Origin of the sequence: Vibrio sp. 1457 (genome assembly GCF_033340195.1) — a bacterium.
Lineage (GTDB): Bacteria > Pseudomonadota > Gammaproteobacteria > Enterobacterales > Vibrionaceae > Vibrio > Vibrio alginolyticus.
In genome coordinates this window covers 84,488-110,902 of the sequence record NZ_JAWOWA010000002.1, presented here as the reverse complement: position 1 = coordinate 110,902, position 26,415 = coordinate 84,488, and the positions used below count along the sequence as shown (strand labels likewise).

Annotated in this window: 26 protein-coding genes; 17 read left to right on the top strand and 9 right to left on the bottom strand. The window is 43.9% G+C overall.

The features are described from left to right. The first annotated feature begins 47 nt into the window (after positions 1-47). Positions 48-863: a sterol desaturase family protein gene (locus R7Z41_RS02395; RefSeq protein WP_025766660.1), complete on the top strand. Its 816-nt coding sequence runs from the start codon at positions 48-50 to the stop codon at positions 861-863. A gap of 103 nt (positions 864-966) precedes the next feature. On the opposite strand, the gene R7Z41_RS02390 is transcribed toward R7Z41_RS02395, so the two are convergent. The 4 genes from R7Z41_RS02390 to R7Z41_RS02375 all read right to left on the bottom strand — a co-directional run bounded on the left by R7Z41_RS02390 (position 967) and on the right by R7Z41_RS02375 (position 4,527). Continuing rightward, positions 967-1,185, bottom strand: coding sequence for a hypothetical protein (locus tag R7Z41_RS02390; RefSeq protein WP_005389537.1), 219 nt, complete (start codon positions 1,183-1,185; stop codon positions 967-969). A gap of 48 nt (positions 1,186-1,233) precedes the next feature. Continuing rightward, positions 1,234-1,614 (bottom strand): hypothetical protein, encoded by a 381-nt coding sequence (locus tag R7Z41_RS02385; RefSeq protein ID WP_053303078.1) that lies wholly within the window; start codon positions 1,612-1,614, stop codon positions 1,234-1,236. Positions 1,615-1,824: 210 nt separating this feature from the next. Further along, positions 1,825-2,238, bottom strand: a complete 414-nt coding sequence (locus R7Z41_RS02380) for an NUDIX hydrolase (protein WP_025766662.1) — start codon at positions 2,236-2,238, stop codon at positions 1,825-1,827. Positions 2,239-2,508: 270 nt separating this feature from the next. After that, the gene (locus R7Z41_RS02375; protein WP_225477719.1) at positions 2,509-4,527 is read right to left on the bottom strand and encodes a methyl-accepting chemotaxis protein; all 2,019 of its coding nucleotides are present in this window, start codon (positions 4,525-4,527) and stop codon (positions 2,509-2,511) included. Between the two features lie 134 nt (positions 4,528-4,661). On the opposite strand from R7Z41_RS02375, the gene R7Z41_RS02370 reads away from it, so the two are divergent. After that, positions 4,662-5,156 (top strand): NlpC/P60 family protein, encoded by a 495-nt coding sequence (locus R7Z41_RS02370; protein ID WP_213965274.1) that lies wholly within the window; start codon positions 4,662-4,664, stop codon positions 5,154-5,156. Between the two features lie 44 nt (positions 5,157-5,200). On the opposite strand, the gene R7Z41_RS02365 is transcribed toward R7Z41_RS02370, so the two are convergent. From R7Z41_RS02365 to R7Z41_RS02355, 3 genes are all read right to left on the bottom strand, one after another. Next, complete coding sequence (locus R7Z41_RS02365) at positions 5,201-5,545, bottom strand: DUF3802 family protein (RefSeq protein ID WP_005377620.1); 345 nt, start codon at positions 5,543-5,545, stop codon at positions 5,201-5,203. A 190-nt stretch (positions 5,546-5,735) separates the two neighbouring features. Next, positions 5,736-6,698, bottom strand: coding sequence for a GGDEF domain-containing protein (locus tag R7Z41_RS02360; RefSeq protein ID WP_005377621.1), 963 nt, complete (start codon positions 6,696-6,698; stop codon positions 5,736-5,738). Continuing rightward, positions 6,698-7,672, bottom strand: a complete 975-nt coding sequence (locus R7Z41_RS02355; RefSeq protein WP_158173882.1) for a response regulator — start codon at positions 7,670-7,672, stop codon at positions 6,698-6,700. The genes R7Z41_RS02360 and R7Z41_RS02355 overlap by 1 nt, the downstream gene beginning before the upstream one ends. A gap of 224 nt (positions 7,673-7,896) precedes the next feature. On the opposite strand from R7Z41_RS02355, the gene R7Z41_RS02350 reads away from it, so the two are divergent. Together R7Z41_RS02350 and R7Z41_RS02345 are read left to right on the top strand one after the other, a co-directional pair. Beyond that, a complete protein-coding gene (locus R7Z41_RS02350) occupies positions 7,897-8,763 on the top strand; it encodes a fructosamine kinase family protein (RefSeq protein ID WP_042522943.1) in 867 nt (288 codons plus the stop codon). Between the two features lie 253 nt (positions 8,764-9,016). Then, positions 9,017-9,211: a CPXCG motif-containing cysteine-rich protein gene (locus R7Z41_RS02345; RefSeq protein ID WP_017634925.1), complete on the top strand. Its 195-nt coding sequence runs from the start codon at positions 9,017-9,019 to the stop codon at positions 9,209-9,211. Between the two features lie 75 nt (positions 9,212-9,286). Here the strand turns inward: R7Z41_RS02345 and R7Z41_RS02340 are convergent, their stop codons facing one another. After that, a complete protein-coding gene (locus R7Z41_RS02340) occupies positions 9,287-9,883 on the bottom strand; it encodes a riboflavin synthase subunit alpha (RefSeq protein WP_318136311.1) in 597 nt (198 codons plus the stop codon). A gap of 176 nt (positions 9,884-10,059) precedes the next feature. Between R7Z41_RS02340 and R7Z41_RS02335 the strand changes: the two genes are divergently transcribed. After that, positions 10,060-11,430 carry an MATE family efflux transporter gene (locus R7Z41_RS02335; RefSeq protein WP_005377626.1) on the top strand — a complete coding sequence of 457 codons (1,371 nt, stop codon included), beginning with the start codon at positions 10,060-10,062 and terminating at the stop codon, positions 11,428-11,430. 134 nt (positions 11,431-11,564) lie between these two features. After that, a complete protein-coding gene (locus R7Z41_RS02330; protein WP_042522941.1) occupies positions 11,565-12,563 on the top strand; it encodes a DUF3080 domain-containing protein in 999 nt (332 codons plus the stop codon). 15 nt (positions 12,564-12,578) lie between these two features. Here R7Z41_RS02330 and R7Z41_RS02325 read toward each other — a convergent pair whose 3' ends face one another. Then, positions 12,579-13,424 carry a DNA ligase gene (locus tag R7Z41_RS02325; protein WP_054574140.1) on the bottom strand — a complete coding sequence of 282 codons (846 nt, stop codon included), beginning with the start codon at positions 13,422-13,424 and terminating at the stop codon, positions 12,579-12,581. A gap of 423 nt (positions 13,425-13,847) precedes the next feature. Between R7Z41_RS02325 and R7Z41_RS02320 the strand changes: the two genes are divergently transcribed. The 11 genes from R7Z41_RS02320 (at position 13,848) to R7Z41_RS02270 (ending at position 26,415) form a co-directional block, all read left to right on the top strand. Then, entirely contained in the window at positions 13,848-14,168 is a 321-nt protein-coding gene (locus R7Z41_RS02320) for an STAS domain-containing protein (RefSeq protein WP_017634929.1), read from the top strand. 26 nt (positions 14,169-14,194) lie between these two features. Then, the gene (locus R7Z41_RS02315; protein ID WP_017634930.1) at positions 14,195-15,061 is read left to right on the top strand and encodes an OmpA family protein; all 867 of its coding nucleotides are present in this window, start codon (positions 14,195-14,197) and stop codon (positions 15,059-15,061) included. Beyond that, on the top strand, positions 15,058-17,160 hold the full coding sequence (locus R7Z41_RS02310; protein ID WP_054574139.1) for an SLBB domain-containing protein: 2,103 nt from the start codon (positions 15,058-15,060) through the stop codon (positions 17,158-17,160). Before R7Z41_RS02315 ends, R7Z41_RS02310 begins: the two co-directional genes overlap by 4 nt. Next, a complete protein-coding gene (locus R7Z41_RS02305; RefSeq protein ID WP_054576898.1) occupies positions 17,160-17,846 on the top strand; it encodes an AAA family ATPase in 687 nt (228 codons plus the stop codon). Before R7Z41_RS02310 ends, R7Z41_RS02305 begins: the two co-directional genes overlap by 1 nt. Positions 17,847-17,857: 11 nt before the next feature. After that, on the top strand, positions 17,858-18,238 hold the full coding sequence (locus tag R7Z41_RS02300) for an Hpt domain-containing protein (RefSeq protein ID WP_005377636.1): 381 nt from the start codon (positions 17,858-17,860) through the stop codon (positions 18,236-18,238). A gap of 308 nt (positions 18,239-18,546) precedes the next feature. Further along, complete coding sequence (locus R7Z41_RS02295; RefSeq protein WP_158173881.1) at positions 18,547-20,073, top strand: sigma-54-dependent transcriptional regulator; 1,527 nt, start codon at positions 18,547-18,549, stop codon at positions 20,071-20,073. Further along, the gene (locus R7Z41_RS02290; protein WP_053303084.1) at positions 20,048-21,118 is read left to right on the top strand and encodes a glycosyltransferase family 4 protein; all 1,071 of its coding nucleotides are present in this window, start codon (positions 20,048-20,050) and stop codon (positions 21,116-21,118) included. The genes R7Z41_RS02295 and R7Z41_RS02290 overlap by 26 nt, the downstream gene beginning before the upstream one ends. A 144-nt stretch (positions 21,119-21,262) precedes the next feature. Further along, the gene (locus R7Z41_RS02285; protein ID WP_158173880.1) at positions 21,263-22,447 is read left to right on the top strand and encodes a glycosyltransferase; all 1,185 of its coding nucleotides are present in this window, start codon (positions 21,263-21,265) and stop codon (positions 22,445-22,447) included. Positions 22,448-22,458: 11 nt separating this feature from the next. After that, entirely contained in the window at positions 22,459-23,631 is a 1,173-nt protein-coding gene (locus R7Z41_RS02280; RefSeq protein ID WP_017634933.1) for a glycosyltransferase, read from the top strand. Further along, the gene (locus R7Z41_RS02275) at positions 23,624-25,054 is read left to right on the top strand and encodes a lipopolysaccharide biosynthesis protein (protein ID WP_017820656.1); all 1,431 of its coding nucleotides are present in this window, start codon (positions 23,624-23,626) and stop codon (positions 25,052-25,054) included. The genes R7Z41_RS02280 and R7Z41_RS02275 overlap by 8 nt, the downstream gene beginning before the upstream one ends. Next, positions 25,051-26,415, top strand: a complete 1,365-nt coding sequence (locus tag R7Z41_RS02270) for an O-antigen ligase family protein (protein ID WP_005377645.1) — start codon at positions 25,051-25,053, stop codon at positions 26,413-26,415. The genes R7Z41_RS02275 and R7Z41_RS02270 overlap by 4 nt, the downstream gene beginning before the upstream one ends.

Here is a 26,415-nt window from a genome sequence, read left to right as displayed (position 1 = left end):
TCACACTTATCTCGGTCATAGATAAAGAAATAAATAAGGGAATGACAGTGACAGAAACGACATTTCAAGAACCCTCATGGCTCAGATTAGGCTTTTTCCTTGGCGTATTATTGCTTTGTGCCATTTGGGAGAACAAATTGCCTAGAAAAACACTGACCGCTTCGCGCAGGTTTCGCTGGGTCAATAACTTGTCATTGGTTGCTTTTAACAGCCTAGTTATTGCTTTAATCATGCCTATCGCCGCCTTTCAAGCTGCGGTCATAGCTCAGGAGCAACAATGGGGGCTGCTGAATATTCTGTCCCTCCCCGATTGGTTAAACATTTTCCTAACCGTCATTTTGCTTGATTTCGTCATTTACGCTCAGCATGTTGTCTTTCATCATGTAAAACCGCTGTGGAAGATTCACCGAATGCATCACGCCGATCTCGACATAGACGTCACTACAGGCGCACGCTTTCATCCCTTCGAAATAATCATTTCAATGGGAGTAAAAATTGCAGCCGTGTTTATCTTAGGTGTTTCACCTATCGGAATTGTGGTATTTGAAATTGTGCTTAATGCGAGCGCGATGTTTAATCACAGTAATGCAAAACTGGCTTTATCTATGGACCAAAAACTGCGAAACGTCATCGTTACACCAGACATGCATCGCGTGCACCATTCAGTGATAGTAAAAGAGACCCACTCAAACTTTGGTTTTTTCCTTTCAGTTTGGGACCGCTTTTTTGGGACATACCGAGCTCAGCCTAAGTTGGGTCATGAAGATGTTGTTATTGGTGTGCCGGAAATTAGAGACGAAGAAGAGCAAAGATTAGATAAGCTGTTAACGCAGCCCTTTCGCTACAATAAAGAGAAGAAGTAATGGTTGAAAAAATATTGTTGGATGAAGTATGTCAACAAAACGAATAGACCAAGCCTAAACCCCAGTTAAACACTACTTCATCCTCATGATGTGTAAGAGCAGATTAGTTTTCTGCTAGCTGACGCTTTTTGTTTAGCTGAGTAATACCAACAAATAAACCAACAACACCAAGCACTGCACATGCCAAAGCATTGGTGTTCATTACTTGCTGTGCCTCTATTGAGCTGTATAGAAAAGCAAGGCTGAAGAAAGTGGTGGCAAAGCTCAAACCTGTCAGTACGCTGAAACCAGCAAAACTGGCCAAGTCTTTAAAATCGTTCATAACGAGTCCCTGTTTACAATCCTTAATCGAGTGTTGTGAAAATAATAATTAACGAAATATTTGGCGCGATTGACTATGTTTTCGCGCATTCCATAACCAGATAGATACCCCAAATGAGAACCCTAAAAACAGTGTCTTCATTTGTAGGGCGACGTTGTTATCTAATATTTCTAATGTATAGTGAGCGTGGGAACTAAAGATAACATTGGTTATAAGAATCAATAACATAACGACTATGCCAGAGCGGTGATGCTTGACCAATAGATACGCTGCTAATAAGTCCAATAGTCCCAAAGCGCTCCAATACATATTCAACCAGCGTGGCGCAAAATCGTAAGGTAAAAAGCCACCAACAATGTTGTCATAAAGATGAACCACTCCGCCAACTGTCATAAAAAGGCATAAGAGAAACAAGACGAATTTATCCATTACCGTTTCCTTATCTGAATGAATGAGCAAAGCATATAGAAGTCACTTAAACATTTGTAATCTCATCGCCATTTTTGAGATCGACAGTGCCATTATCAACACGATGAGAACAGTAACGGCTACTCTACCTTCTTTATTTGCTTCTAGTAGAAGCATAGTGTTTGCTTTGTCATTGTCCCAAATCCGCCAATGCAACGACAGAATCCTCCTTTAAATCACGCCTTGGTTTAGCAACTCTCGTACCTTTTCCAGCCCGCGCTGAAACACAGTATGTGCATTCGCGGGAAGGCCGCTCTCGACATCGTGCCAGAAGAACGCGAAATCATGTCCACCATCGTCTTGCGTATGAAACAGCCATGAATTAGCGAGATCAGCACACTCACACAAAACAAAATGCCATGCTTGATTTTGAAAGCCACTGTCCCATGAGCATAAATATCGTGCGGAACGAACATGTGTGATACCAGACTCCTCAGCGAGCTCCCGCTTGGCCGCTATGATGTAACTTTCATCAAACACTTCAACAGTGCCCTTGACGAGCTGAACACCCGCCAACGGATGTTTAAAAAGTAGGATCTCTTGATTTTGATTACGTAGAACGACGGGGCAAACTTTATCGATCACAAAACCACTCCTTCTTATGGCTTTAGCTTTCTCTGGATATAAAAAAATCGCATGAAGCTGCATGATTCATTCCTTTGAATTCTGGCGACATTCTAGTCAACGAGTCCCTCGAACAAAGCATTAACATCACGTTGTGATAACTAAACCCTTTAGAAATGAACGAGATGAGATGTAACTCACTTTTGCGATGCAAATAGGAGCCATTAAATGAGTAGCCGTAACAAAAAAGCAGAACCGAGGTTCTGCTTTTAGTCGGTGGAAACATCTCATTTACTTGGTCTGATGAAGCTCATACTTGTGCAGCATTGCTTGCTGGTGCCCAGCAATTTCCGCCACTTGCTCAGAACTCTCAACCATAGACTCAAGCTGCAGCTTTGTGCGTTCGCCAAGATCAGAAATATGTGTGATGGATTGAGATACATCTGCCGTCGCTCGTTCTTGTTCTTCTGTAGCAACTGAGATTTGCTCAACACGTTCTTGAATGTGCTTAACCGCGAGGTTGATATCAGAGAATGTCGATTTCACTTCATTGCTGGACTGTAGCGCGTGGGTCATTTCTTCTCTTGAATCATTAACTGCTTGGCGCGAGCGCTCTGCGGCAGTAATAAGCTCGCTCATCATTTCTCGGATGTTCGTAGTTTGTTGAGAGGTATCACTTGCAAGTTTGCGAACTTCATCAGCGACAACCGCAAATCCACGCCCTTGCTCACCAGCACGGGCAGCCTCTATTGCCGCGTTGAGAGCAAGTAAGTTGGTGTTGTCCGCGATCCCACTGATCATATCCACCATTTCACGAATCTGTTTAACACGCTGGTCTAGCTCTAACATTGACTGTTCATTTACATCCAAAGAGCTTTCTAATGACTCCAAACGTTCGCGGTTTTGTTCCACGACTTGAACCCCTTTTTCAGTGTGTTGGGTTGCAAGGAGCGAGTCCTGTGAAGATGCATTTGTCACCATTGCTATTTCACGAATAGAGGCTTCAAGCTGCGTTATGGTCGTGATCATACTCGACAACGCTTCATTTTGTGTTGCCAACCCATCACTTGTTTGTTCGGCTGCACTGTGACTTACTTCTGCCGTCTGATAAAGCGTTTCACAATTGCGCGTCACCGTTTGAATGGAGTCATGTGTGGAATCGATTACTTGATTCAACTTTCGTGCTACTTCTTTCAGCTCATAGGGGCCAACTTCTTCTGCCTTGTCACGAAAATCATGTTCGGTAAGTGCTGAAAGACGCGTTAGTACATTCCTTAACCCTCGGTTTGTCCATGACTTGAGACTAAACCAAGTAACCAGAATAATAAAAGAAATCACACACGCCGCAAACACGAGCACAACGCTCACCGATTCAATGGTCTCGTTGACCACCCGCTCCTTTTCATCGATCAACTGACCAGCGGTTTGGGAGATTTGATCAAGTAACCGCATGGTTTCATCCGCAAGCATCGAAGCCTGTTTAAACTCTGAACGTTGCAATTCCCCTTGTTCTACTTTGGCGAGGATCAAACGCAGCACGCCCTTTTCACTAAAGCCTTGTTTCACCATCTCATATGGTGCGGTTAAGCTTGCATATTCACTTACTTCAGGATGGAAAGATTGGAAGTCTTCATAGGCGAGTTTAATACCTGCTATGCGATTTCGCATTTCTCGGTATTCTTTTTCGGCTTTGTTTAATTCTGAGTGCATCATCATGACTAAGAACGTACTTTCCATTGAGCTTGCAGAAGCAATGAAACGGTTAGCGGCATCGCTCGACTCAGGATTATCAGCACTAAGGAACGAACTGATTCGATTCATTTCCGGGCCGATAGAGCTAAGCCCATAGCGAAAACCACCAACAGCGGCATCAATATCCATTTGAATTTGTATCACCGAAGATTGCTTCAACAAAATGGACTGCGTGATGTTATGTAAACGCGCTAGTTTGGTGTCTAACTCCTCCGAGAGTTGCTGAGCTACACCAGACGCTTTCACAACCAAAGTTGTGCTTTGAGTTGCAAGAGAGTCGATTTGCTCTTTTATGAGAGGCAACTCTTTCGGCTCAGTAATCTGCATACCATGGTTGAGTAGCTTAACCATCTCCAATACATTCCTGGTTAACTTTGCGTTTGCCATCGCGATTGGTAATGCTTTTTGCGACAAGTCTTCAAATTGTTCCCCTACCTGTTCCATTCCTTTGAAACTTGAGACAGAAAGGGCTATAACAAGAGCAATGATAGTTAAAAATGTTGCACTGACAGCCTGAATCAGTGAAAGTGATGTGCGTGAGCGTTTTCGCTTTGCCATAATCAATTTTTATTCTTTCTTAAGGTTGAATCGGTTCTGCAGTGATTCCGTCACATTTGTGAGACAAAACCGTGATTTGCAGCCCATACTATGGATTGGTTATGACACTAATATTTCAGTTGTGAGTCATAGAGATGACAGGTGGTGATTTGAGTCGAGTATATTTTCCTTTGATAATCAGTGTGCTACTAAGCGCCTGCTCTTCTGGGCCTGAGCCTAGTGAGCAAGCACAGGTGACAACACCTACAAATCAGCTATTGTCGGACAACCCTGACTTGTTCGACTTTTACACAGAGTGGCACGGCACGCCTTATCGCTTAGGCGGGACACAGAAATCTGGAATTGATTGCTCAGCATTTGTACAAAAAGCGTTTATTGAGGCTTATCAGCTCTCGTTACCAAGGACAACGAAGCAGCAATCAAAGCAAGGTGTGGAGTTAAGTTGGACGGATGCCAAGCAAGGGGATCTAGTGTTTTTTAAAACAAGACGTACAACTTATCATGTCGGAATTTACTTGGGTAACAAGCAGTTCATGCATGCATCGACGTCTAGAGGTGTGATTATTTCAAGAATCGACAACCCATACTGGGCATCTAAGTTTTGGCAAATAAGAAGAGTTACAATGTAACTCTTCTTACTCTTAACCGGACATTGCTGTAAGTTAAAACAATATCAGTCGTAAGTCGCAACAGCATTATCGAACAGATTTTTGACCAGAGCGATGTATTCATCAAGGAACGTGATCTGTTCATTGGTCGCTTTTTTATGCCATACCCCAGCCAATATCTCACCAAGATCTTCAACAACTGCATCAGCCTCTTTCAACAATTTGAAGCGTACGCTCGAGTGAAGTTCTGGATTTTGCTCAAAAATCGCCATGATGTTTGAAGCCACCATATCGGTGACAACATCTTCGATGCTTTCGGATCCAGTGTCGCCAATTTCGGTCGTAAAAATATCTAGATTTAGAGACAAGTGCTCGATAAGAGCGAGATATCCATCGGTTTCTAAAACCACTGTTTTTCTCCGTTTATTGCAAGCCTTCGAAGCTGAAAGCAGAATAGTTTCAATAGTAAGACATGCCGAGAAAATTTCATTAACTTATTTCATATTAACAAACATTCACGAACCAACTGGATGATTTTCAAACAATTGAGCTTTGCTTCACTGAATTCGGATACAGGGTTTCTTCAAACCTTTTTATATTTCAGCCATTTTCATGCAAACAGGTTTGGTTACGACCATTTTCTTTTGCACGATACAGCGCAGCATCGGCACTCTTTAACCATTGAGTGTGAGTTTCAAAATAAGGCTTATACTCGCAAACACCAATACTTATCGTGTAATTAATCAAAAAATCTTCCACTTTCACGATCTCTTGCTCAATTCTTTTGCGCAAACGCTCTGCGAAATAGCAAGCTTGCTCCTGGTTTGTGTGAGGAAGTAGTACCGTAAACTCTTCACCACCAAAACGACCGCAGATATCACTGCTCCTTGCTGTTTTTCTCAACAATGCAGAGGTTCGACGAATGACTTCGTCCCCTGTCGGGTGACCATAAGTATCATTCACCTTCTTAAAGTGGTCGATATCGAATATTACTAATGAGCATGGTCCGTCGATAACTTTTAAGTGAGCAAACTCATCTTTCAATGATTGCTCCCAATAAGCGCGATTAAATAAACCTGTTAAACCATCTTTGCGACTGATTTCCGACAAATGTTGATTTGTTTCTTTCAAATGAATGCGATTTCTCGCAGTTTCAGAAACATCATTGACTTGAATCGCTATGTGGCTGACCTCTCCTGAGAGCCCAATTAACGGCGTGATCACGATATCTTGATACATAAAATCACTGCTGTTTGAAACCGGAGAAAAATTGTTGAACTTAAAAAGATACGGTCGGTTTTCCCAGCTAGAAAAAGAACGAGTTTCCAGATCGGCGGCAGCTTTTATCTTGGTTTCTAGCCAAGTTCTTGGCAGCTCTTCAAAATGCTCAAATAAACATTCACCAAGAATTTCTTGTGATAGAATGCCACTGTATGACTGCATAAAACTGTTCCACACACACACTTTATACTCTTGATCCAAAACAATAAGCCCTGAATCCATCGTATCGAGAATTTGTGTGACCCAATGAAAGTCTGCTATGTCCAGCGTGATATCGGACATTAGATTAGCTCCATGATTTCATAGATTATTTCTACGGATGGCTTATCAATTAAAAACAGTACCTCGCACTCGAAATCGAGCGCTTCTGCCATGTAGGTGTATTCGATAGTAAAGAGCTCACCCAACTCGCCTTGCTCTTCACAATAAGGTGTTAAGGTATCCACAATGCCTGGCTGACGAAGTGAGAACTGCTTGTCGAGTTGATCGCCCAATGATGTGAGAAATGACGAAACCAGTAGGTTAGAGATATTCAAGATGATTTCATTATGAGGCGTAAACTCAAGGAGGTAACCTAATTTTTCCCCAATCTGATTGATATCCCTACCACGTAAGCACACCAGTGCCTCTCCGTGAATACCACCACCGACAAACCTCTGCGCTACCGCAACGGAACTGTCACGCCCAACCACATCAACCAGTGTCATATGAAGCTCGCCGTAGGACAACGGTCCAACATGAGGAACAGGAAGTTGTATGAACTCATGTAAATGGTCGGCCATAATCGCAGCCCCTTTACCAAGGGCAATGTTCGCAATTTCACGGAATTTGGCTAGTAAGGAAAGCTCTTCGCAACCCTGGTTTTTAGAATCAACCGAATGACTAGGTTTGAACGCATAATGCAGTCCTAATTGTTCGTATAGTGGGAGCACCTGCTCTTCTGTCAGAGGCTTAGCGATAAAAGCTTGAGCACCAAGATCGAGACAGCGCTGTTTTGCCTCTTGTTGAACATCTCCAGAAATAATGACGATGCTGGTCGGGTACTGACTAACAGGTAATGATTCGAGGACCTCAAAACCATCCATTATGGGCATCGTTAAATCGAGAAACAAAATATCGATATTTTGCTCAGCAAGAATATTAAGCGCCTCATAACCATCTTGCGCTTCAATAAGATGCAATGATGTATCTTGTACGATAGAACGCGCAATAAGCTTTCTTGCAACAGCTGAGTCATCACATATCAGTATTTTCATGCCACCAATGGAACTAACGTCAAAAAAATCATAATACCTGTTGTAAACGTTCATCTCCATATGCTAAGCCAACAAATCAGAGGCTTATAAGCGATTTGATTCACATTTATACAAATTGACTACACTAAGAGGAAGGTTTCTTTACTAAGTATGCTCAACATAGCGCCAACTCCCTGCTATTTATCCTAAACTATTGGTGGTCAAATAGATTCGCGAGGTTTTGTATGTGGCAAGCAATATCGCAACAGCTTTCTGATACTTTATTGTTCGATTACCAGATCACGGAAAAAGTAAGGCTGTCTGGTGGGGATATCAGTGAAAGCTACATGATCAATGATGGCGAGCAACGTTATTTTGTGAAAATTAACGATCGCGAGTTTTTGTCTAAATTTGAGGTAGAAGCTGAAAGCCTGCATCTTTTGCGTGAAACATCAACCCTATTTGTACCTGAGGTGGTATTGGTTGGTAAAACCAAAAATGCCTCATTCCTAATTCTTAACTACCTTCCAACGAAACCATTAGAAGATGGTCCCAACAGCTTTAAATTTGGGCAGCAATTAGCTCACCTACACCAGTGGGGCGAGCAAAAAGAGTTTGGTTTTGATACCGACAACTATCTCGGTTCGACTCTACAGCCCAACAAATGGCACAAGAAATGGTGTGTATTCTTTGCTGAGCAACGCATAGGTTGGCAATTACAGCTCCTTAAAGAAAAAGGCGTCACCTTGGTTGATATCGATGACTTTATCGACGTCGTAAAACAGCGGCTAGCAAACCATGCTCCGAAACCTTCTTTGTTGCATGGCGATTTATGGAATGGAAATGCGGCACTCACTGCATTCGGTCCTATCTGTTACGATCCTGCGTGCTATTGGGGGGACAGGGAGTGTGATATTGCGATGACAGAGCTTTTTGGTGGATTTCAGCCAGAATTTTATCAAGGCTACGAATCGGTTATGCCACTTTCTTCAAGCTATGAGGAACGTAAAGATATCTATAACCTTTACCATGTTCTCAACCATTGTAATTTGTTTGGCGGCCATTACTTGGAACAGGCTCAACTGGTTATTAATAAAATCATTTCTTATTAATTTGGAAGCCACTGCATGTTTCAAGATGTAAAATCTCGAGGCACATCACTACAGAAAATCACCCTAAGCTCAAGGTTGAGTTTGGGGTCAAGTTTTGTACTTATTTCGACTCAATTAGCAACAACTCTGCCTAATATCAAAGGAGACTTAACTTTGGATTGTGCCTATTTTCCTTGTAGGCAAAGTAAGTAAAGGGCTGTACTTCATTGATGAATAGTGTGTTTAAAAGCCCTGCGAGATTAGGAGTTGTTGTATGAAAAATTATACCGAAAGGTATGTAAAGTGCCCGCATTGCGGACACTCTATCGGCATTACATTAGATGCAAGTAATGGTGACCAAGAGTTTTATGATGATTGCCCAGCTTGTTGCCACGCTATCCACCTAAATATGCGAGTGGATGAGTTACAAGATAAGGTCGAACTATTTATCGATGACAATTACGAATAACAGCTCGAGCATGTGAACATCAGAAATATAAAAACGCTTAAATGAAAAAGGAGCACTAGGCTCCTTTTTCTCATTCTAAAGCTGTTTTGCTGCAAGAACGCGCTCAACAGTATCAACAATTGCTTGAGTCTGAGGATCAAACTCAATATTAACACGCTCCCCTACTTGTCTCACTCCGAAAAGCGTTCGCTGCAAGGTTTCTGGAATTAGGTGTACCGAAAAACGACACGCTTCAACTTCACCAATAGTTAGCGAGCAGCCATCTAAACCAATGTAACCTTTCGCTAATACATATTTCATTGATTCTTGCGGCAGTTGGAACCAAATCGTGCGGTTATTGGGCGTATCGATGATATCGACAATATCTGCCGTTAAACTAATATGACCAGACATACTATGCCCGCCTATTTCGTCACCAAACTTAGCCGCGCGCTCAATGTTTACGCTATCCCCTTCCACCAGCCGACCTAAATTAGTAAGAGCCAATGTCGCTTGCATTAAATCAAAACTGATAAGGTTGCCTTCGATCTTAGTCACAGTTAGACAACATCCGTTGTGTGCAACGGATGCACCAATTTCTAACCCTTTACAAAGTTCATCGCTTAACTCGACAACGTGCGTTTGAAAGCGTATCCTTAGCGTGGAGAGCGTCCAGTCAGTGTTATCGACTATTAGCTACCTAGCTATGGAATATAAACATACAATTGTTTATCATTTGCGCGGAGTTTCTCCGAGGCATTTTTTCACCTTATCGTGACTAAAATCAACCATCAGATCCGTTCACCACATCTTTTGCCCTCGAGTACTCTCATTCTTTCAACTTATTGTTCCGCTCTGGAGTATTTTTCGTGCATCGCTATAAAGAAGAAGCATCAAGTCTTATCAAATTGGCGACCCCGGTATTGATCGCATCTGTCGCTCAAACTGGTATGGGGTTTGTTGATACCGTAATGGCTGGCGGCGTTAGCGCCACCGACATGGCTGCGGTTTCTGTCGCTTCAAGTATTTGGCTACCATCCATTTTGTTTGGGGTGGGTTTATTAATGGCATTGGTCCCTGTTGTCGCACAGTTAAATGGCTCTGGTCGTCGAGTGAAAATACCGTTTGAAATTCAGCAAGGCGTCGTTTTGGCATTGCTGATCAGTGTGCCGATAATTGCAGTCCTGCTTCAAACCCAGTTTATTCTCGGGCTGATGGATGTTGAAGCACTGATGGCTGAAAAAACGGTGGGATACATTCATGCCGTTATATTAGCAGTACCCGCTTTTTTACTTTTCCAAACGCTTAGAAGCTTTACGGATGGTATGTCATTGACGAAACCGGCAATGGTTATTGGCTTTATCGGTTTGCTGCTCAACATTCCTCTAAACTGGATTTTCGTGTACGGCAAGTTTGGTGCACCTGAATTAGGCGGTGTTGGCTGTGGTGTAGCAACCACGATTGTTTACTGGGTCATGTTTGCCATGCTATTGCTGTATGTGATGACATCAGAGCGATTGAAAAGCATCAACCTATTTGGAGAATGGCATCGCCCACAATGGAAAGCGCAAGTTCGTCTATTCAAGCTCGGCTTTCCTGTTGCAGCAGCGCTGTTTTTTGAAGTGACATTGTTTGCTGTTGTTGCACTGCTCGTTTCACCACTGGGTCCTATCATTGTGGCAGCGCATCAAGTCGCGATTAACTTCTCCTCGTTGGTATTTATGCTACCAATGAGTATTGGTGCAGCAGTAAGCATTCGTGTCGGCCATCGACTTGGTGAAGAAAACGTAGATGGCGCGCGCGTAGCGTCACGAGTCGGCATTATGGTTGGTCTAGCATTGTCCGTTCTCACAGCGATTTTAACCGTCTTGTCTCGTGAGTGGATCGCCGAGCTTTATACTAGCAACCCAGAGGTAATCACTCTAGCGATGCACCTGCTCGTGTTTGCCGCTGTTTATCAATGTACGGATGCGGTTCAAGTGATCGCAGCTGGTGCATTACGCGGCTATAAAGACATGCGAGCCATCTTCAACCGTACTTTTATTGCTTATTGGATTCTTGGGCTGCCAATTGGTTACGTCCTTGGCCGTACAGACTGGATTGTCGAGCCAATGGGAGCACAAGGCTTCTGGCTTGGTTTTATCATCGGCCTATCTTCTGCGGCCTTTATGTTAGGCGTCAGAATGCGTTGGATGCATCGCCAAGAGCCAGAAGTGCAATTGAACTTTTCAGTTCAATAAAAAGTAAAAAAAGCCAGCATCCGCTGGCTTTTTTGATCGAATAATCACACGGTTGAGTATACTTATAACAAGATTGCGAAGTGGTTGATTTTGCTCTCTAGACAACGGATACGAAGTTATAAAAAAGGATATTTGTGCGGTCTATTTTATTGTTCTTAATCTTGATTCTTAATGGTTGTGATAACTGGTTCAATCCAGAGAACGCCATGTTTGATAAGTATCATCAACGTGTAGCCAATGTATTGGACGTTCCTGCTATTCCAATAGAATTACAGTCTACGGTAACGATTCCTGCGAAACGCGTTTTGTTCGAGCCATTGCCAAGGCTATCTATTGGCCTGCTAGAGAGCTATCAATTACGACAATGCGGACTCTTTAATTTACTTGCCGAGAAAAACTCACAACTTGGAAAGGTGCAGGATGCCTTTCATGATTTTGATTATCAAACTGCCCTTTTAAGAGTCATAAATCGATGTTTATCCGAATTTCCACTTAGCGATGAAGAACGCGCGACATTGACAGAGCTTTACTCAACCAAGTGGCAACATCTAGACATTCATCTCGACAACTTACTACTCGTAAGTGATGCCATGCAAAAGCAACTAACAGCCTCTGATTGGCTATCTCAAAATACGACGAATGATATTGCACGCATTAACGATGTCTATCGTATTTTCAGCGAAATGTATGATTTACCCCACCGCGCGGTCTCACGTCTACCCGATGTGGAAGTTACTCAATATCAAGAAGAGTTAGAGAAATCTCGTTTACTCGGACGACTTTACTACTCGATGGTAAACACATCCCTTTGGTTAAAAGCAACAACTCAGCTACTTGAGCAGAACCAGAGCAACGTATTGTGCGGGCCGAACAGAGACACCACCCAGTTCCGCTACTTAAGAAATGTCTTTCAATCCATTTACGTTGAAGAAGTGCAACCTTATTTGGCTTATTTAGACAGTACCTATCAACAACTTAATGATGGTGCCACTTTGGTGGAGAACCGTATGCAACTCCATGGTCACCAGTACGGCATCATTGAGGCACATAGGACATTTAGGCAAGAAACCCTAAACCACGTTCAGTTTTGGCAGGGTCTCTTCAAACGATGTGGCGTAACCGTTGGCAACTAGTAAGTGCAGAGCGTTCTATTCCTTCAACCTTTCACGCAAGAATCGAGCAAAACGTGGTTTACCAGTATGTGTAAAACCGTTATATCTAAATGTAATGGTTGAACCAATTTTCGGAGGCTGGCGACGCACTTCATCGGTAAATCCGCTACCGATGTAAAACTCAATGCCATTTGGTAAGCGAACTAACATTGCTCCCATCATACCTAATAAGCGCCCTGTTCCTGGCTTATAACCCACAACTAACGCTTCATCATCTGCGTATCGTTTTAGTTTAAGCAAATCACTACCGCGTCCAGCCTGATAGCGGCTTGATACCTTCCGCAACATCACCCCTTCACCGTCGGATATTGAAATTTTATCCAACTGTGTAAACAGATGAGCTTCATTTTGAATCGCTCGGTGCTCGACATATTTGATATGAGGCTGGTCGACTTCAAGCACTAAGTCTTTGATGTTGTAATAACGCTTCCGATAATCACCAGCAGAATATGGCATATCAAAGATCATAAAGTCGATGTGTCGCCAAGCAGACTCTACAGGAGTTTTATCTAATACCGTTTGCTGAACAAGATGGAAGTTACCTCTCCCAGCCCAAAGTTCACCGTCCAACGGATAATCAGGCAAAGGTCCTGTAAACCAGTCTGGGGCGTAGATTCGATTACCATTTCTCGTCACGAGATGTTGCCCAGTCCAATAAGCGCGAACACCATCAAGTTTTTCGCTATACCAATATTCAGACACATCAATGCCATCCTGATAGCTTTGTGCAAGAGAAACTGGTGGTGCGAGAGACGCATCCGCTTGAGGCTGTGAAGACGCTGCCATAACAGCCAGCGCAATTAATGTCATTTTTAATGGCATAAGAAGACCTTGTACAAAAAATCGCCTTTATTGAAACGTAAGTCCTCTCGATGACCTATTTATTACTAGTTATTCTTCGACTCATAACAATCAACATTAGTAATAATTTGCAAAGATAATCATAAACTTTAGACAGGTTTTGCATTTAGTCGTTACACATTATTCTCGTAAGGCGGATGGTTCGTCAATCGAGTTGGAATCTAATCATGACGTGCCTCCCCCGGTCTAACGACTTCTTTCGGCTCAAAACCTCTTATAAGCAAACCATTTCTCTGTGCGTTTTTGATTCTCAATTTGAGAATCAGTCCTTTCTCAAATTGAACAATATCATTAACAATATTTAACTGTTTGATTTTTCATTAATTTCAAATTGGCACGTTACCTGCTCTATATCCAATTAGAAAAACAAACGGAGACAGAGTCATGGAATTACGCAAACTAGAAATCAATCAAGACAAGTTAGCCATTGAGTTTTTTGGTGACTTAGACGCAAGCGGCTGTCGACAAGCACAACATCACATTGATGAAGTAATTCACAACAATCATCACAAAGAAGTCGAAATTAACCTACAGCACGTCCAATTTCTTGATTCTTCAGGGATTGGTGCCATTGTTTACTTATATAAGCGTCTAGTTGAACGTGAAAGAAGCATGAGTATTGAAAACGTATCAGGCCAACCTTTAGAAATCATGAGCTTGCTTCGTATCAACCATGCCATTCCCGTTAACTCAAAAGGACACTAAAAATACCGGTTTAAACGGAGGTTGGCATGGTAAATCTTTTACGACGATATGCAGTAAGCGGTCTTGTTGTCGGCATGTTTGGTTGTTCGTCGTTTGACTACCCAGAACACGGGAAAGGTGGCTTGGCGGAAAGCTATCAAGATATCTCGATCGAGAATTATCAGTTTTCCCCAGTAATGCCTGACGAGCCTTTAGGTCCAGAACATGGGTTAAGGTTTGATTGGCAATTGACCAAGTTACATCTAGACGCACTAATCCAAGAGGGCGCGCGCTGGTGTTTTCCTGCGGCAGTTGTTCAGGCCCTTGAAAAACAAAATAGAATTGCGCGCGAGTTAGAAGGTGGGCTTTTACTCGACGCTGCCAACGACCTTGTGATTCAGCGTCGACGCTTAAACCAGCTCGAACAACAACTCGACTACGTACTGAGCCAAACAACTTGCACACCGCCCGATGATATTGAAGCACTACGTAGCGACCTAAACATAGTCTCGGATATCTATGCACTACTTAATATCGACAACCAGTTTGCTGTCGATTCAGCAGAAATCAACCCGAAGTACATGGGACATTTGGCAGAAGCAGCCTACATTTTACGTGACCACCCCAACCTATCTCTTGTAGTAACGGGGCATGCGGATGCAACTGGAACACCCGATTACAACCAGAAACTTGCTCAAGCGCGTGCGGAACAAGTAAAGCGTTACCTAACCGTATTTGGTATCACTTCAGAGAGAGTCACTACCAAATCTGTCGGAGACAACCTGCCACTCTATGAAGGTGAAACATCCGCCGTGCGTTTAACTAATCGTCGAGTAAGCATCGAGGTTATTAGCCCTAATTCAGATAGCGATACCTCAATAAACCGCAACCCAACGGCAGGAGGCGCGCTATGAACACGATGAAACCATTTATCCTCTTAATGTTGTTGTGTCTGGTCGCGTGGGTACCTTCTTCCATAGCGGATGAGAGCAATACTGTTAAGGTCGGTGATTTAATACAGATTAACTTACCTGGAGAGGCGTCGTTAAACCAAGGGTTTCAGGTTGATCGTCGTGGACGAATTAATTTACCAGAAGTCGGCCCTGTGTTAGTGGCCGGCTACAATGAACAACAACTCCAAGACGTGATTATCGACAGGCTAAAGACCGTGTATCGTGACGTTAACAACGCTCGAGTTTTTATTAAACAGCAACAGTTGTTAGTGTCCGTTCAAGGCTACGTGGTCAAACCCGGTGAATATACCTTACCTTCTGGGTCCAACATTCAAATGTTTGTGTACGAAGCTGGCGGCCTGCGCGCTGGGGCTCAGCTTGATAAAATGATCGTGAAACGTGGAAATAAAAACATTGAATTTGACTACAAACGCTTCCTTGATACGGGTGACAATAGCCAACTGCCAAAACTAGAATCACTGGATGTCTTATTTGTCCCCGCTTCCCCACTCGTAGGGAATATTGAGCAAGAGTTTGATGCAGCAAAACTCGCGAATTCAGGTGACAGCGCAGATTCCGCTCGTGCAATCAAAGTCTTTGGTGAAGTCAACGCACCTGGCTCGTTCTCATACAAGCCAAACACCACGCTAGTTGATGTCGTAATGCGAGCTGGCGGCGTGACACGATATGCCAGTGTTGAGCAAATTCGCGTGATAACAAACAATAACCCAACCATGTTTAACCTGAAAAAGTACCTTGATACTGGAGACCAAAGCCTACTGCCGGAGATCCTGCCAGGTGCCACCATCTTTGTCCCAAAACAGGAAGAAGAAATCAAAGCAGGTGCAAATGTGGTTTACGTGATGGGTGAAGTCGCCCATCCTGGGGCATACGAAGGCAAGCAAGGCGCTAGCTTCATGGATATCCTCGCCAACGCTGGCGGGCCCACTCGCTACGCAGAATCTCGCCAAATTCGCGTTATAAAAGCCGATGGCAAAGTCATCAAATTCGATCTTACCGCGCATACAGAAGGACTATCTTCAGCCAGACCACCAAATGTTGGATCAGGAGACGCGATTTTCGTACCGGAGAAAACCGATTTCAATGAGAAGTCTTGGTTAAAAGTAGCACCTAGTCGAGCGGTCGCAGTGATGGGAGAAGTTGTTCGCCCTGGACGCATCGAGTGGTCAGACGAAATGGATTTGATTGATCTGCTTGCACACGTTGGAGGCCCAACTCGACGAGCTGATACCACCAAAATTGAAGTCGCCAATAACGGTCAAATGACACAATTTGACTTAGACCAATACATTCTGGATGGCTCACCAACATCAAGCCTACCTCAAGTTTCCGCTGGTACAGTAGTAAGGGTACATGCATTGCCTGACGACCCATCCGATAATAAATCGCAATGGGTAAGCCAAAGCTCTGACGCATCGATATACGTTTTCGGGCAAATCAATGCACCTGGGCGCTATCGTTTCACTGAAGATATGCATTTTCTGGATATTTTGTCTGCCGCCGATGGACCGACAATGGATGCAGATATTCACAACATCCGTGTCACACACCGAGGCCTAGGTTATGCCAAAGTGAGTAAATTGAATTTATCGATGTACTTTGAAACAGGTGATGAATCAATTCTGCCCCACGTTCGTCCTGGTGATACCATTTACATTCCAGAAAAAAACAAAAACTGGTTAGATCGTTCAAAAGAGTCCACGGTACGCGTATTAGGTGAAGTAAGAGACCCAGGGCGATACGTATTCAATGACAACATGACTGTGCTTGATCTGTTAGCGGAAGCAGGAGGACCAACTGACAATGCCTACCTTGAAAAGATCAGTGTGGTCAATATGTCTTGCTGCCAGGGCCAAGCCCGAACATTTGATTTGGTGAACTTTAGTAAAACAGCCAACATTTATGAGCTGCCAGTCATTCGCGCAGGCGACACGATTTACATTCCCCATAAAGACGAAAGCTTTGTTGAAAAAGCGAGGGCCGGATTAAGAGATATTTTACAAATCACCACAACCATCGTGTTAATAGGAGCGTTGTAATGACTATTCCTGCAACTCACGCTGAGATTGAACAAATTTATCTTCAGAGTGAACAGAAAGGCCACAAAACGATTTGTGTTGTGGGTTGTAAATCTGAAGATGGTGTCACTTCCGTGGCTTCATCTCTTGCAGAGCGCTTGGTTTTAGCAGGCCACAATACTTTGTATGTAGACCTTAACTTATTCAAACCCGCTTATCACACTGTTCACGAATTTGATGATGACGAGAAGGTTGGCCATTTGATCACACGAGAGAATACACATCAAACTTTAGTCGGCCTCCCTGCTCCATCTCTCGCCAGCACTCAGTTAGCGTACCGAGACCCAACAACGCTGAAACAAAACATTGCACAATGGTTAACGCAGTACGAGCGCGTCGTGATAGATACATCACCTCTTCTCAGTGTCAACCGAAGCAATATTGCGCCTCAAGTGATTGCTGGCGTATGTGATGCTACTTTGTTAGTAGCGCATTATGGCTCTACGACTGCAATCCAGCTCGAGCAAGCCAAAAAGCTACTCGATGCTAGCGATGCGAACTTGATTGGTTCTGTACTGAACATGAAGCACACTCCAAGCCTGAAAGATGAGTTAATCCGCCAAGTTTCCAAGCTGCGTTTCTTACCAAAAAAGTGGAAAGAAAAACTGTCCCAGCAAATTAAAAAAAGCGAACTGTTTATGTTATAGGGAGCGCTATTATGACGATAAATAACACATTGACTATCGAGCAAGAATTAGTGGATGAGCATATTCTTCAGCAAATGATCAAAGATACGTGCGCCGAAATCATCCCTACCTTGATTGATCACTATGTCGAAGAGTCACGCGATCGCATGGAGAAAATAGAGCAAGCATTAAGCACAAAAGACCTTCAAACATTAGAGTTCGAGGTTCACACACTGGGCAGTTCTGCTCTCGCTCTAGGCAATCGAACGCTTTCAAGACAAGCAAGAATGATTGAGAAGTACTGTGTCGAAGGAAAAATACCAAAAGCATTGGAGCTTTGTGAAACACTTCCTCAACTCGCCAATGAATCGTTTGATGCGTTAGAAAAGCGAAAAGCTCAAGGGTTTGAGTAGTATCAGTGTCTTACTCCCTAGCGAAGCATCGCGTTTGATAAAGCGCGATGCCGACATCATCTCAGAAATTTAGGCTCCAAATTCAGTCACCCTCGCCAAGCCACACACCTTGAAATTATTTGGGTATAACTTAATCAATTAAAAAGTATGGATTTTTCGCAAATTTCCTACCTTGTGCTAATACTTAAATAACGCTTTTCTCAAATTGAGAATTTTCAGCACTAGAGAGCTATAAACCACTCATAATGCCAAATAGTAGTGCTGACAAAAATCATAAAAAATGAAACAAACTACGTTGGGATGGGACTATGAGACCAAGGGTGTTACTGGTAGAGGACTCTACTTCACTAGCCATACTTTATAAGCAGTATGTGAAAGACGAACCTTATGACATTTTTCATGTCGAGACAGGTCGCGACGCGATTCAATTTATTGAAAGAAGCAAACCTCAGCTCATCATTCTCGATTTGAAACTGCCCGACATGTCTGGCGAAGACGTGTTGGATTGGATCAACCAGAATGACATTCCTACGTCCGTTATTATTGCTACGGCACACGGCAGCGTCGACTTAGCCGTTAATCTAATTCAAAAAGGTGCGGAAGATTTCTTAGAAAAGCCCATAAACGCTGATCGCCTAAAAACATCAGTCGCATTGCACCTCAAACGCGCCAAATTGGAAGATTTGGTGGAAAATATTCAGTCCAAGTTTGATCGCCACAACTATCACGGATTCATCGGTTCAAGCCTCCCGATGCAGGCGGTATACAAGACCATTGATGCTGTTGCGCCAACTTCTGCCAGTGTGTTTATTGTGGGAGAAAGCGGCACAGGTAAAGAAGTTTGTGCTGAAGCCGTCCACCGCCAGAGCGACCGTAAAGACAAGCCTTTTATTGCAATTAACTGTGGGGCTATTCCACGAGATTTGATGGAAAGTGAGATTTTTGGTCACGTTAAAGGGGCCTTTACTGGAGCAACAACAGATCGAAAAGGTGCGGCGACGCTGGCACATGGTGGCACGCTTTTTCTTGATGAGCTGTGTGAAATGGAACTAGAGATGCAAAAGAAGTTGCTCCGCTTTCTACAAACGGGCACTTACACCCCTCTTGGTGGCACTCGAGAAATGAAAGTGGATGTGAGAATCATTTGTGCCACTAACCGAGATCCATTAACAGAGGTAGAAGAAGGTCGTTTTCGTGAAGACTTATACTACCGTGTGCACGTTATACCTATCGATATGCCCCCATTACGTGAACGAGGAAGTGACATTGTCACGCTTGCCAAGTACTTCTTGACCACTTACGCCAAACAGGACAAAAAGAAATTCTCAACAATCGACAGCGAAGCTCAACATATCATCAAGCATTACGAATGGCCGGGTAATGTAAGGCAACTACAAAACATCATACGTAACATTGTGGTGCTTAATAACGACGAAAAAGTCACGGTGAACCACCTACCCGCTCAACTTACTAAAAAGTCTAAAGTGACGAAAACAACGACGCCTGCGCATGTTGCTCAAGAGTCAGCAAACATTGCACCAATCACACCACCACCTGGTTATACTGAGGAACCTTCACCTTCTGCGGTCGAACCGTCGATTACCGCAGCGGAGCAGCCTGGTACACCGTCCTCTGCTGCTACCTCACCGTACTTTAACTCTGATGGAACCATTCGCCCTATGTGGCAAGTAGAGCGTGAAGCAATTCAAAACGCAATTGCGTACTGTGATGGCAACGTTCTCAACGCCGCTGTCATGCTGGAGTTAAGCCCATCTACGGTTTACCGAAAAAAACAAGCGTGGGAAGCGGATGAAATTAATCTCGAACAATCTTGATAAACCTGCCATTGGTGAAATTTGGATCTTGCTTGATAGCCGTCTATTCGGCGGCATTGAAAGTCACGTTATCGAGCTAGCTCGGGGATTAATCGCCTTTGGAAACAAAGCTCGAGTTGTGCTAACCACTGAGTATTCGCCAGCCGCTCAGATTGTACAGAAGGCAAAAGAAGTCGCGATCCCTGTGAGTTACTTAAACTATTTGTCTGGCGAGCCCAATAAAGCTTTAAAAATTAAACACCTAACAAGCGCCGTCGCCAATCACCAACCCTCAGTGGTTCACTCCCATGGTTATAAAGCGTCGATTTTGTCGCGCTGCGCCAAACTGCTCACCCGTACGTTTCCTCGTTTGATTTCAACTTATCATGCTGGTGAATCGTCCTCAGGGAAACTATGGCTATACGATTGGCTTGATAGAAGCTCAGGCTGCCTATCCAACCATTGCTTTGCTGTTAGTCCAAGTATTCAGCGCAAAGTTTTTTGTTCTTCAGAACTGCTGAATAACTTTGTTTCGATTCCCAACAGTCAACTCAACTATCAGGAGATCGCTTTTGTCGGCCGATTGAGTCAGGAAAAAGGCGCCGATCAATTTATTGAGGTAGCGAGGCTCTGTCCAACATTACAGTTTAGTGTGTACGGTGATGGCCCGGAAAAAGAGTCGCTTAATCAAGCTGCCCCTCCAAATGTGGCTTTCTTCGGCCATCAAACCGATATGGAAGGTGTTTGGGAAAATATCAGCGTACTTATTATCTCTTCTCGTTATGAGGGTCTTCCAATGGCGGCGCTTGAAGCCATGTCGAGAGGCATTGCCGTGATGAGCTTACGTGTAGGTCGTCTTCCAGATATTATCCAAACGGGTAAAAATGGTTTTATCGTCGAAGACATTCCCTCTCTTGCTAAATGTCTTCATGACTGGATGTCGATTGGTGAAGCGCAACAATCACTCATTCGCCAGAATGCTCGACAAACCATCATTGATGATTTCTCAGCGCAAAGTGTGATTCCCGTATTGCTACAAAAATATCAAATTGAAACGGATCACTAATCCATATTGGTTCTCAATATGAGAATGATGAGTTCCAAACATAAATATCATATAAGATTCAGTCACATAAACTAATGGCATATTTTGGCATCTCTATTGCAGCTCAGCAGTTAACGCAGATTAATGATGAGACAGAGGTGACTTATGACTACGCCAAAACGCATTCTATATGTTCATTATGGTGATAATTGGATTCGCGGCAGTGAAGTGGTGCTTCTGGATCTCATTTCAGGAATCGACCGCAATAAGTTTGAGCCATTCGTATGGTCAAACTGCCAACCATTAATCGATAAGTGCCAATCGCTCGGAATTGAAGCGGAACATTCATCCTTCAATTTGGTGGGTGGTTGGAGCGCTCCACGCTGGGATATTAGCGGGTGGAATAGCCTTATCAAACAAGGCTCAGCTTTGATCGAAAAGCACAGCATCGACTTGGTACACGTCAATAGCGGCGGCCCTTGTCAATGGATGTGTTTGGCTGCTCGCATGAATCATATACCACTTGTCACGCAACTTCATTGCCATTATACATTGCGCGATCGCTTCTCTCTCGGACTTCACCTCTCTCCAAAATTGATTTGCGTTAGCAAAGATGTTGGACGCGAAATTCTTCAGGACGGCTACCCGCAAAACCAACTTCATGTCGTACACAACGGCGTGTCACTTCAAGGCGTGGATACACCCATCGACATTAAAGATCGACTCGGAATCCCATCACAGGCCTTTACCTTTCTGTCGGTGGGTTCGCTGATTAAGCGCAAAGGGTTCGACCGCCTTATTCGCGCAATGCGCATGCACAACTACCACCACCACAACCCTCACCTTGTTATTGTTGGTGACGGCGAAGAAAGAGAAGCATTGCAACAGCTTGCCGCGGATCTTGGTATCCAAGAGCGAGTGCACTTTGTCGGGGAGCAACACAATGCCGGAGAGTGGATGTGTGGTAATGCAGACGCTTTTATTAGCGGCGCCTATGAAGAGGCCTTTGGTCTCGTGCTCGGGGAAGCGGCTTTAGCTCAACTGCCTATCGTGGCTCCTAAAACGGGAGGCATTCCTGAGTTGTTCGAGCATAATCACTCTGCATTGCTGTACCAGAACAGTGGAATGGCGAGCCTGTTAAACGCGATTCAACAAGTCATGCAAGACGCAGCATTAAGAAACAAGCTGGCGGAAAACGCTTACCTACATGCTAGCCAGAACTTAACGACGACTGCATCTATCAACGCTATTGAACGTATTTACGAAGGTGAACTTAATAACAACGCCATTACACCAATGCCAATGACTCACTGCATGAAGCCTCTTTCACGCTGGTTGAGCATCAATTGAGGAGCCCGGTCATGAAACGTGTATTGATGTTCGACGCCATCCCAATGCAAGGTGGATCCAAAATCGCGAATGCAGAGCTCCTTAAGCAGTGCGATAAGCTGAACGTGATTGGTTATCTACTCACTACAAATCCAGAGCATTGGGCGTCACTGCTTAGTGATACACCGCGTGTGCAAGTTATAAAAATAAAACCATCACCATTTAACTCGACTCATGGACTGACCTACTGGTTGATGAACGCTTACTACTTTCTCCAACTTCTCTACGCGTGCATGAAGCTGCCAAAAATAGATAGCTTTTTGGGCCTATCTTGCCCAAGTAATGATATGCCTTTGTACTTACTACGATTAATTAGCAAAAAGCCTGTAGTACAGATGGTTCATGGCCCTATTGGACGATCGAGATCTGCTGGCTACTGCTTAGTAAAAGCATCGGCAATTTACTACTTGGCAAACACCCGCGAATCAATGGTAGAAGCATTACAGGCCTACCTCAAAACAGAGAAGCCAGCCACCGAACGCTATTGGTGTGGTTTGAATACATCTACGTTTGTTAATGGATTATCGAAAGATCGCTGGCCAAAACAAGCGAATCCGATTTCAAGCCGCGTTTTCTGGGCAGCTAGCTTACTAAAATGGAAGAACATCGATCTTTTGCTTGATGCTTTAACACTTGATGAGTCGAAAAAGATCAAATCCACCGTGTGTTACATCAAACCTAACGTGGCAGGTGTGGAATATTCAACACCGGACTTCAACACACAAGGTGTTGAATGGCATGAGTGCCCAAACAACTTAGATGAATTGCGTTCACAGTGTGGTGTGTTTGTTTCCACCAGTATCAACGAACCTTTTGGGTTATCTATTTTGGAGGCTCTCGCTGCAGGTATGTGTGTCGTCATTCCACATGATGATAGTTATTGGGACCGCGTGTTAACTCACGGCCGAAATTGTATTAAATACACGCCTAACAATGTGGCTTCGCTACACAACGCAATTCGCCTTTTGAATGAATCGCCGTGGATGAAAGTAACGATGGGTATCGAAGCACTTAATGTTTCTCAACTATACACAGCCGAACGTTGTTATTTGCCAATCGCCCAGCACCTTGCTGCCGAAATTGCTACCAACAATGATTGCACACTCAAGACACCGCGAGACATCAAAGGATATGATCATGTCTAAAGCAATGACCAACATGACGCTATTTGCTATCGCCTTAGTGATCAATAAAAGCATCAGCCTAATCATGCTGCCTGTATTGCCCCACTTTCTCTCACCAGAACAAATGGGCAAGCTTGAGCTTCTAACAACCTTTGGTGTTGTTACGACCTTGTTTGTCAGTTTCGCTTTGCATGAAGCGCTTTATCGATTCGTCGGCGTTGAAAAGGATCAAAATACGCGCACAAGCCTACTAAACCAGCTGTACTCACTTGCTTTACTCATCGCTGGCGTCGTCGCTCTTAGCTTGCTCACTATCATTTTAATCGCCCCCATTCCCGCGCCTTTTACGCGAGTCGAATTTGCTATTGTTATGTTTGCCATCGTTCTAGAAGGCAGTATTGCAATCGGCACTGCCTGGTTAAGAACACAAGACGACAAAGCAAGAACACTGCTTAACGTCATGGTCACTACCACCATTTTTCAGGTCATTTTTATCGTCGCGGCGCTGTCTGTTCATCCCCATGTTATTTCTGTTTTGTGGGGGGGCTTGTTGGCTGCTATTACTCAATTTGTTTGGCTGCACATCGTTAACCGTTACAATGTCACCCTTCCTAAGCTGACATTGGCAAAACAATACCTAAACTACTGCCTACCAATGATGATGGCCGGTTTAGTAGCATTTTGTCTCAATGGCGCTGAACGCTGGTTCATTGGTGCCAACACTTCTCTTGCGACGTTAGGGATTTACGCGATAGCGGTAAAATTTGCAGTGGGCATGTGTATTTTAGTGCAGCCGTTTGGCATGTGGTGGATGCCACGTCGATTTAACTACTTAGAAGGGCGCAAGAGCACTGAAGCAGTGCGCATCACACACTTAGGTATGATTTACATTACAGGTTTGAGTGTAGTGGTCGGCACATTAGCAATGGTGATGATCACCTACTTACTGCCAGAAACCTATCATGAGGCGGTACTATTCAGCTTATTCTTGCTACCTATCGCCATGTTAAAAGAATGGAGTGAGTTGATTAACATCTCCATTTTGTACAAGCGTCGTACTCGCTGGCTACTGGGTATAAATGTCGTCTCTGCGTGCGTTGCGATTGCTTTGCTGTTTGGCTTATCTTCTCTGGGTATTTATGGGGTGTTCATTGCGCTTTATTACGCACAACTGTGTAAGTTGGGCCTAACTTATGTAGTAGGCCAACAATGTATGACGTTGCCTTTTCACCTCAGTCTGATGGTTTTATTACAGATTATATCCGGTGTGGCACTGTTCCTGCTTCACTCTTCACAATCAATAGGAATCGCCATCGCAATTTGCATTTTGACATGCAGTTTGCTGGCAGGGATAGCCACTCGCTACATGAGTAAAGAGACGCTCAATGCTCTCACTCGATACATAGTGAAACGGCGTGGACAGGTGAAGAGATACTCGTTATGAATGAAACCAAGGTGAGAACAAAACAGTCCATCGCAGCACTGACGATTACAGTCTGTATCGGCCTGCTTTGGATTGTTATGCCTCATCCCATTTTGATTGTTGCGTTGTGTTTCGCACCACTCGCGTTACTGTTTGTTCTCAATCAAACGTTTTGGCTTGTCACACTGTTCGTTATTTTTTCATTCTTTCGTATTCACGAAGCCTTTCCTGTTATCTATAACTTCAAGATCCCATTACTGTTATCATTGGGGGCACTCGCCGCACTCGCTTTTCACCTTCTTATAAGCCGCCAGATTACAGCTTTTTGGCACCCTTCATTAAAGTGGCTGTGTATATTTTGGGGTCTGGTGATCATCGGAATCATATTCGCTTCCAGTCGTGATATCGCAATAACGGTGTTCAAAAACACCTATTGGAAAATCATCATTATGACGTTGGCCATCACCTGGCTTATTACTAAACCTTCACAGCTCGCACAGATGTCAAAAGCAATTATTTTCGCCGGATTATTGATTGGCTTAGTGGCATTACAAAACGCTGCGAATGGCATTGATTTGGTTGAAGGGACGCGCGTGTCGATAGGACGATCCATAGGTTCAGTACTTGGCGATCCTAACGATTTGGCACTAGTGCTGATGTTTCCCCTTGCCTTTACCGTTAGTCAATTGATGGAGAAGCATTCCCCCAAGCATCTCAGGCTCTTTGCCCTTATCACCTGTTTGGTTTTGTTCTTTGCGATCATTGAGACGCAGAGCCGCGGGGGGTTACTAGGTTCACTGTCTGTATTTGCCTACTTTGCTTTTAAACACATCAAAAGCAAAACATTAGTCTTGGTATTAGGCGCTATCGCAGCGATCGTACTCTACGCATTCGCTGGTATTTCAGGACGAGAATCGGGGGGAGCCGCTGAGGATGGTATAGATGCCTCTGCGATGGGGCGACTTTATGCGTGGGAAGCGGCATTTAAAATGGCGCTGCATCACCCGTTGACTGGCGTAGGTCTAGATAACTTCTACTTTAATTACTATTTCTACAGCCCACACTGGGATGGTATCAACCACGCCGTCCATAGCACTTGGTTTGGCGTGTTAGCAGAAACGGGTTTTGTCGGGCTCGCGGTGTTCATTACTTTAATTGTGTCATTGATCCGCACCTCTTTGCATTCCATCTCATTGTTGACACCAAAATCAGATTACACCCTCTCTGTTGGTGCAAACGCCGTGTTAAGTGGGCTTATCGGTACCATCGTATCAGGTACGTTTCTGACTCAAGGTTTCACTTGGCCAATTTACATTCTAGCGGCATTAACAGTTGTCGTTAGCCGAATTGTTCAAAGTGACTGTCAAAATGAGAAATCCTAG